Raw genomic sequence first — 412 nt, 5'->3', positions numbered from 1 at the left:
ATCCTGTCTGCCGGATCACGCAGAACGGCACGATCCCGATCGCCAGCTTCCTTGATCCGCAGGCGTTCCGTCCGGTGGCGCCGGTCACCTATCAGCCCAGCCAGTGCCGCCCGGTGAACCTGTTCGGTCTGAACAAGGCCTCGCCGGAAGGTCTCGACTTCATCAACTACCGCGCCACCGACATTGCGACGGTCGAGCAGACCGTCGTGCGCGGCCTGATCACCGGCGATAGCTCCAAGCTGTTCGAGCTTCCCGGCGGCCCCATCGGCGTCGCGCTTGGCGCTGAGTATCGCGAAGAGAAGAGCGATTTCCGCCCCGACGTGAACCGCACCAACCGCCTCGGCTGGGAACAGCGCACGGTCGCCGCCGTGATCGGTCAGTTCGATGTGACGGAGTTCTTTGGCGAAATCAG

At 64.3% G+C, this 412-nt stretch carries 1 protein-coding gene; it reads left to right on the top strand.

Annotation, left to right across the window (positions count from 1 at the left end):
• On the top strand, nucleotides 1–412 hold a 412-nt coding region (locus ACLD7X_RS19320), incomplete at both ends, for a hypothetical protein (protein ID WP_411425295.1).

It is taken from the genome of Aphanothece microscopica RSMan92, from assembly GCF_046613545.2.
In the GTDB taxonomy this organism is placed as follows: Bacteria; Cyanobacteriota; Cyanobacteriia; order PCC-6307; family Cyanobiaceae; genus NIES-981.
This window is presented reverse-complemented; position numbering and strand designations above follow the sequence as displayed.